The organism is Bacteroides caecigallinarum (assembly GCF_021531075.1).
GTDB lineage: Bacteria > Bacteroidota > Bacteroidia > Bacteroidales > Bacteroidaceae > Phocaeicola > Phocaeicola caecigallinarum_B.
This window is the reverse complement of record NZ_JADYTJ010000007.1, coordinates 85980-93976: the sequence shown is the minus strand read 5'-3', so window position 1 is coordinate 93976 and position 7997 is coordinate 85980. Positions and strand designations below refer to the sequence as shown.

6 protein-coding genes are annotated in these 7997 nt (G+C 39.6%); 1 reads left to right on the top strand and 5 read right to left on the bottom strand.

Annotation, left to right across the window (positions count from 1 at the left end):
- Positions 1 to 112: 112 nt before the first annotated feature.
- Positions 113 to 898 (bottom strand): hypothetical protein, encoded by a 786-nt coding sequence (locus tag I6E11_RS03675; protein WP_235336464.1) that lies wholly within the window; start codon positions 896 to 898, stop codon positions 113 to 115.
- Between the two features lie 951 nt (positions 899 to 1849).
- On the opposite strand from I6E11_RS03675, the gene I6E11_RS03670 reads away from it, so the two are divergent.
- Entirely contained in the window at positions 1850 to 3307 is a 1458-nt protein-coding gene (locus tag I6E11_RS03670; protein ID WP_235336462.1) for a hypothetical protein, read from the top strand.
- A 43-nt stretch (positions 3308 to 3350) separates the two neighbouring features.
- Here the strand turns inward: I6E11_RS03670 and I6E11_RS03665 are convergent, their stop codons facing one another.
- The 4 genes from I6E11_RS03665 to I6E11_RS03655 all read right to left on the bottom strand — a co-directional run bounded on the left by I6E11_RS03665 (position 3351) and on the right by I6E11_RS03655 (position 7933).
- Entirely contained in the window at positions 3351 to 3713 is a 363-nt protein-coding gene (locus I6E11_RS03665; RefSeq protein WP_235336461.1) for an outer membrane protein assembly factor BamD, read from the bottom strand.
- Between the two features lie 14 nt (positions 3714 to 3727).
- Complete coding sequence (locus I6E11_RS03660; RefSeq protein WP_317221509.1) at positions 3728 to 4162, bottom strand: HU family DNA-binding protein; 435 nt, start codon at positions 4160 to 4162, stop codon at positions 3728 to 3730.
- Entirely contained in the window at positions 4131 to 4322 is a 192-nt protein-coding gene (locus I6E11_RS15035) for an HU family DNA-binding protein (protein WP_262911649.1), read from the bottom strand. The genes I6E11_RS03660 and I6E11_RS15035 overlap by 32 nt, the downstream gene beginning before the upstream one ends.
- Positions 4323 to 4570: 248 nt before the next feature.
- Positions 4571 to 7933 carry a glycosyltransferase family 117 protein gene (locus tag I6E11_RS03655; RefSeq protein ID WP_235336460.1) on the bottom strand — a complete coding sequence of 1121 codons (3363 nt, stop codon included), beginning with the start codon at positions 7931 to 7933 and terminating at the stop codon, positions 4571 to 4573.
- Between the last annotated feature and the right edge of the window lie 64 nt (positions 7934 to 7997).

Sequence of the window (7997 nt, the reverse complement as noted above, 5' to 3'; positions counted from 1 at the left end):
TAATAAATCTGTTCATGTAGTTCATAATTATTATATTAACAAATCATTATTAAACCTTTAAAATCATTTCAGAGCTTATACTTTCGACTTAAATAAAGAAAATTATAGTCAATCAAAACAATAACATATTATATAAAACAAACACTACTATGCAAGCTGCAATAGTTATATATTTTATTTTACTGCTAACGTTAGTATTTTTACATCCCTCATAATAGCTGTTCAAAGCCCGATGACACAGAAAATGATTTATAATCAAGAATATAAAGATTAAATATATACAAGGCTTGAACCACCATATGCTTGAAAATAATGATGATTCAGAGAAAAAATCCAACAAACCTACACTTTTACTATTTCTCATTATACTGTATTGAATATTAAATACATTATTAAAAGATAAATAACATAAAAAAGAACAAAGAACAGACAAAGATTCTACAACAAACTTGCTTAGACTTCTCGTAGCTAATCCATATCCATGAACGGACAGCAAAACAATAAAAATCAGGATAAACCATACCATATCAGCTTTTAGTTTATCCCCAATAGAATATGCATCCCAATTAGGTTCACTACTCATTCCGGTAAAAAACTCAAATACACTATCTAAGAACGAATTATCCAATAAGGAATCAATGCCACTGTCTATATTATAAGCATCTTGATTCATTATCAAACCACATACAATGAACAAAAACAAAATTTGTAAATTACCAATTCCTAAAAGCCTATCCAGGATTTTATTAGGAAAGATTTCACCATTTTTACTTTTAATCACGGATTTCAATCCATAAGAATAGGCTGCACTTGCAACAATTCCGATAAAAATAAACGTAAATGTTCCCATTTTTTTATTTATGCCCGCTATCCCCCGAAAAGGCATTATTGTTTTCATTAGTATAAAAGAAAGGCGTGAGGATTTGTCCGCTTTAAACATCAAAATCGGGCATCGCCAAACGCCTCGTAGAAATGAATAAAGAAACAATCGACCCACGCCGTTTGTGATATGCAGCAACAGTATACAACATTGGCTGTACACACATACATATACAAAGCAGATGAGCGTCATATTGTCTCTATCCCTCTACTAAAATTTGGCGATTTCGATTTTAGGATAAAGCAAAAAACGCTTTCTTATGTAAACACCGGACCATTTCTCCAGTCGGTGTATTGCAAAGATACATTTTTTGTTCAATATGACGCTCTTTTTATGGGTTTAATCTTTGCAAAGCTTTTGCAATTGTTTTGCAAACTCTTTTCAAACACTATTTAAATACCATTTAAAGAATGGATACTCAACCAAAAAACATAGTCTTTATTCATATCTGTAATATTTCTAAACCATAACAATAAAGTGTTTTTCCGCTTATAAGTCCTCCGAATTTAGCATTACACAAAAACAAAAAAGGCGTGAGGACTTGTTTTCACTCATCAAGAAACGGGCATCGCCAAACACCCTACAAGCAACAAGCGAAAACAGTAATCCCACGCCGTATGATTATACAAACGGATACAACACTGGCTGTACACGAGTATATACAATACAGATGAGCGTCATGTTCTCCTACCCTGCTTGTTGTTGAAATTGGCTATTTCGTTTCTTAGGATAAAAGTAAAAAACGCACTATACATCTACAAAGCCATTTCTCCGGCTTCGTATTACAAAGATACGTTTTTTATAATACACGACACCCGTTCGTGGGATTTTTTTGTTACCTTTACACTAAAGGTGATACAAATTTAATGTTCTCAGATTTTATCACATGAAATATCTTTGTGTAAAAAAAGGAAAATGTATTTTTGTATCAGAACTATTGATTATTGATACAAAACAGTAATATATACTATGCCGGACAATAAAGAACTTCTTACATTTTTCATCGACAACAGGATTTTCGAATCTTCAGCATCCGCACTTGCAAGCTGCCTAGGATATAAAGGGAGGATGGCTTTCTCAAGACTGAAAGAAGGGAATATCCGGACTTCTACGGTGGACAATATCATTGATGATATCTGCACTCATTTCGATTTGGATTATTCAGACCTGATTGACATCACTGAGATGTTCAGGGTAGGCAGGATTCTATATGACGCAATAAAGGATGGAAATGTTTACGATAATGAAACTTCTGGTCCGGACAGGATTCTGACGGATTTCGTGACACGTGATTTCAAAGATTATCCTGAAAATTTCAGTCCTTACATACCGCAGCTGGACGAAATATACAGGGACAGTCCCTATGTGTACTTCGGCGCAGTGATGGTGCTGTATATAAAGATGAAAAAGATTGATCCGTATGCAGGAAACACAGCGCAATTCCACAATCTGTTGAAAGAACATACCTCACACATTTGTTCCGTTCTCAAACAGCACATCCCGGAAAATGCTATAGGGCATTCCACATCATTAGCTTATCTCTCGAACAATATTATCAGGAATGTTCCCCAGTGCATTTGGGGGCTGATGGTGAACAATATTCATGTTTTGAGATATTTTGCCGCCCCGGATTATATCAACAGCATCCTTGAACTTGGAGCTGCCTTTGCAGAATGGGAGGATTTCAGCTACTGGCATGAAACAGATGTGGTTTATTCTAAAGGGGAAAGGTTCTGGACTCTGTTCTTCCGCGAGTCGAACTCACCACTGCACGGTATGTATATCGGTCAGACTTTCGAAGCCGGAAAAGATAACGAAACTTTCATTCCGAAAGAAAACTTCTCACTGATTTTCTGGAACAAAGAAAATGACGATGATGAATTAGCCACTATTCAGGTATGCAACATTATTAATTCAGCCACCGAGGACTATACCGTGTATTACGGGCTGTATAAATACGACGACGTCAGCAATGAGATAATAATTAAATGGAATGACGAGAATGAGAATTTCCTGAACATACCGTCAAGGCTAAAAAGAATTACGAGAGAGAAACCTGCCGAAAGGGACGAGCAGGTTTGGTGGAACGTTATCCGCAGGTTCGATGATAATGATTCTCTGAAATTATTTACAGAAACCCTGCTAAACAGGCTTAACACAGAATACCTTGACGATGACTATGCCATTCAGGATGTAACAATAAGCCGCAAATTTTTCACCCTGACTATTGAGACAACCGACGGAATAAAAGAATACTCAATCCCAATTGACGCATATCCTTTCCTTAGGAATTTAAAAGTATTCGATGAGGTTACTATCAAGAAAGATACACGTACTGAAGAACTCTTCGTCAGCTGGCCGTGGGCTGGATATGAGATACCATTGAGTGAATTCAATATAAAAATTAGCTCAGCAGCCGCCCAGTGAAAACTCACTGAACGGCTGCTGAACACAATATAAACAGGAGTTATCAATCCTCTTTAAGTTCCTCGAAGAATCCTTCCACTCCACCTTCAATCTGCTTGCCCAAATCTTCAAGCTGTTTTGAAAAATCTTTTACGGCATTCTTGGTCATCTTGGCATAAATCCTGCCTTTCAGTTTTCCTATCTCTTTCAGCTCTTCGTCAGTAAATTCATATTTTGACATTTCCTCCTCTATTCTTTCATATTCAGAGGCTATTTTATCCCAGTCATCTTCGGTAAATTCATCATACTTATCTTCCACCCGTTCTACCAAAGAAGATAATTCCCCGATAGGAGTCTTTGAATTTTCACATGATGAAAAACCTAACGAAAAAGCTATTGCTGCAAGTAATACATTAAATTTCTTCATAATCGTCCTTTTATTTAATTATTAATATACATAGGCATTTGTTTGGTTCCGGCATTCTTCAAAACTCCGTCTTCCACAAGTTGTTTCAGTGTTCTTATAGCCTTCGACTTGGTGAAACCCGTAAGTTTCTCGAAATCCAGACGGCGCATAAACTGATTTTCTTTAAAATACGTATCCAGCTTTTCCAGTATCTCGGACATTCCAATATTCTCTGAATGACGGGAAGCATCTTTCAGACGTTCGAACTCCACAGTCTTGAATTTTTCCAGAAGTTCTTTATCGGGAGAAAAACGGATACCTTTCACACTGATGTCCGACGCGGATACATGCTTGGGATTTACATCGGGAGCACATTTCAGACTGAGACTGAAATGACCTATTCCTTCCAGATGCAAAGAATATCCATCACTGAGTGCTTCAAACATTTCTGAGTTTAAAGCTGTCAGCACGGCCGCTACGTCTGCAGGGGAAACAAGTACATTTACTGTTTATCTTGTCACGTAAATTTTTTGTGGTCATCACATCTTTGGTAATGACCTTGGCATGCAACTTGGGAGCAACAATTCCTTCTTTCTCAGGATTTTTATACAAATCGAATTTTATAGGCATGGTATCTAATTTTTAATGATTAATATTAATAATATCTGAAACGCCTTGGCGAAATTAGTGTTACACGTAGGTGTAACGCGTGTGACACGAACGTGCAACGATAGTAACACGAACGTGTGACGCATGTAACACGTTCGTGTCACGGTAAAAATGACAAGAAATTCTGATATAAAAAAGGAATTGCCGATGAAATGACGACAACAGGCTTATTATTAACAATTAATAACAAAGAACTTTATACTATACTATCACTTTCTACCATGCTTCAGTTTTCCAACAAAATCGGCATATTCTTCAAGTCCCAAACTCAAGAAGCGTCCATGTGCCAAGTTCAAAACATGGTCGTATTCCTCTCCTACCACATCATAATCTATATTATACAGCGCACGCAGCAGTTCGTCCATATAATCAACGAAATCGCTATCACCGAATGAAAGATACCACAATGCATATTCCATACGGGTATTCATGACAGACGAATAAACATTGCCGTGAGCTTTATCCGACGAAAGCAATGCCAGACGGTCTGCACACGAATATCCGTCAAGCAATACATCTTCGTTTGAAATCTCTTCAAGGCATTTATCTGCCAACGCTGAACTTCGGACACTGTCACCCGATGAATGCATCCACTCTGCAGCCTCGCATATCATACGCTGGAGGGTGATTGCCATACGCCGGTTGGTTTCATCAAAATATACTGAATTGTCGGACAGTCCTCCATATGAATATTTGTTCATAATATTGTCATAACATCTGTCCGCATCTACCGTATGTTTCAGTTTTCGGGCATTGAACGGCACTATCCTTTGTGCCATTCCTTCAAGAACCAGATAATCCTCCAAATCAAGATACTCACCTATACGCATTGATTTGGCTACATAAAGCGGACGTTCCCAATTGCAATTACTTATAAGGTCGGCAAGAATGATACCGCTACGCGTTAGATACGGCTTGTCTTTCAGGCTTACAGTCATGGTTTCCGGGATGTACATTCCTTCGGGAATATGTATTCCCGAGCGTCTCACAGCATCAGCATCTATGCTGAAATGTATTTCATCGGTCGGAATACACCTCATGGACTCATCATCGGATGTCAGCCAATAGCGCACAATGTTCTTCCATTCCCAAGGGTCTTCACCGAACGGATATTCACCGGGATGTAACTTGTAATACTCTTCCACCCTATCCTTGATACGTACAGGTGTTCCATCGTCAGCATATCCAGCCACAGGGTTTACACGTACTATATCGTTCACTCCGTCTCTGTAGAATTCTCTTCCGAAAGACACCGGCAGTCCGGGAGAAGTATGCGACGGACGACACATCTGGTCGACGTACCATCCTCCGGTGAGATACATCAGATTGCACACACGTACATCTGTACGTACTCCCTCAACCTCCTGTGCATACCAAAGAGGGAAAGTTTCATTGTCGCCATTTACGAAAAGCACCGGATAGCCTTTTTCCTGCACGGTGTTAAGATAGTTATATCCCATGTCGCGACACAGATAGCGGTTGCTCCTGTCGTGGTCGTCCCATGTCTGACTTAAGACCTGCAAAATCAGTCCGGCACATATGAATGATGATACAGCTAAAACAGGAAAGGAAGTATTCTTACGGAACAGTTTTCCAAGTGTAGTGAATATAGCTGCTGCCCCAAGACCTATCCAAATGCTGAAGGCATAGAACGATCCGGCATAGGCATAATCCCTCTCGCGCGGCTGCACAGGTATCTGATTGAGGTACAACACTATGGCAAGACCTGTCATAAAAAACAGTATGGCAACTACATTGAACTGTCTTCGGCCTACAGTACCGCTTTTCCACTGCCACCAGATTCCTAGAAGTCCTACTATAAGAGGTAATGCATAATATACATTCCTTCCCTTATTGCCTTTAAGGTGTGACGGCAGGAACTCATTGTCTGCCACCAGGTAACGGTCTATAAAACTGAAACCTGTAATCCAGTTGCCGTTTATCATGTCGCCATATCCCTGGATATCATTCTGTCGCCCCACAAAGTTCCATAGGAAATACCGCAGATACATATAGTTGACCTGATAATTCAGAAAATATTTAAGATTGTCCATAAATGTAGGAACTGTCACCGAAACGTTCTCTCCTTTCGATTTGTCAAAATACGATACCTGCCTGCCTCTCATTCCTCCCGGAATCCATGCTTTGTACTGTTCAGCATGATCTTCGCTATACATTCTAGGGAAAAGCATACATGTGGCATCTTCGTACACCGGTTTCATCTTTTGTCCGGTAACGACATATTTTTCATCTTTAGGTGTCTTGGCTGTATCGGTAGTCCAGTCTTTTCTTCTATAGACATCGTCGGTCACTTTATAATCATAAATCAGATAGCCGTCCTTTTCTTTAAGTGCCCTGACCGATGCGAACGACTGTCCATACAGCAAAGGAGTATCGCCATACTGCTCGCGTCCGAGATAATCGCGCAATGTGAAAGGGTCTTCGGGCGACTGCTGGTCCATCGGAGTATTTGCAGCCGAACGTATCAATATCAGGGCATACGAACTGTAGCCTACGGTAAGCATCAAAAGACTGAAACTGAAGACATACAGCAAATGCCACAGTCTGTTGTGGCTGAGAGTTCTGACAATCAGCCATATAACCACACAAAGAAGTAACGAAAGAGATAAGGAAATCCATACTCCGCCATGAAGAGTAAGTCCAAGCATAATCAATGACAGACATACCAACATAAGTGATATACGCTTACTGTGCAATGTCACACACGAAATGCAAGACAGCACAAGCACAGCAAAAAGCAATATGGCATATACCATCATCCCCGTATCGTAACCGGTTTCTAGGGTATTGGCAAAAAACAATTCAAAGAGTCCTGCCATTTTCATCACTCCGGGAACAACTCCGTAAAGCACAGCTGCTATAACAACCATACTTAATAATATAGATACGACGAGTCCTTTATGTCCGGTATGAGGATATTTGCGATAATATATCACCAGACCTACAGCCGGAATACACAACAGATTAAGCAGATGAACTCCTATGGAAAGACCAATGATATATGCCATGAGAACTATCCATCTGTCTGACGAAACACTGGCTGACTCTTCATCCCATTTCAGTATTATCCATACAGTGAGTGCCGTGAGAAATGAAGAAAACGAATAGACTTCGCCTTCTACAGCAGAGAACCAGAATGTATCTGTAAACGCATAGACCAATGCACCGGTAAAACCGCACATCATTACCAAGGCTATGGAAGCGGATGACAAGTCTTTTCTTGGCATTTCCTTGCAGATTATGGACGATGCCAGATATGTAATGGTAAGAAAAAGAAAGAATATGGTACCCGCACTGAGAAGTGCATTCATCACGTTTATACAATATGCCACATCCTGCGGCGAGGATGAGAATAGCGAAAACACATTGCCTGCCAACATGAAGAAAGGAGCACCGGGAGGATGACCAACTTCAAGCCGTGAGGCAGAAAGAATAAACTCGGGACAATCCCAGAAACTGGCTGACGGTTCTACCGTAAGGATATAAACTACAGCAGATATCAGAAATGATATAAAACCGCAAATGAGATTCACACGTTGATACTTACACATAATTTGCTCTGTTTTTTACGGCAAAATTAATGTAATGTATCTTTCACGATATAATTACGGTACG

Bases quoted from the DNA above. Each gene is read 5' to 3' on its own strand.
- I6E11_RS03675 (WP_235336464.1), bottom strand. From the start codon at position 898: ATGAAAACAATAATGCCTTTTCGGGGGATAGCGGGCATAAATAAAAAA.
- I6E11_RS03670 (WP_235336462.1), top strand. From the start codon at position 1,850: ATGCCGGACAATAAAGAACTTCTTACATTTTTCATCGACAACAGGATT.
- I6E11_RS03665 (WP_235336461.1), bottom strand. From the start codon at position 3,713: ATGAAGAAATTTAATGTATTACTTGCAGCAATAGCTTTTTCGTTAGGT.
- I6E11_RS15035 (WP_262911649.1), bottom strand. From the start codon at position 4,322: ATGCCTATAAAATTCGATTTGTATAAAAATCCTGAGAAAGAAGGAATT.
- I6E11_RS03655 (WP_235336460.1), bottom strand. From the start codon at position 7,933: ATGTGTAAGTATCAACGTGTGAATCTCATTTGCGGTTTTATATCATTT.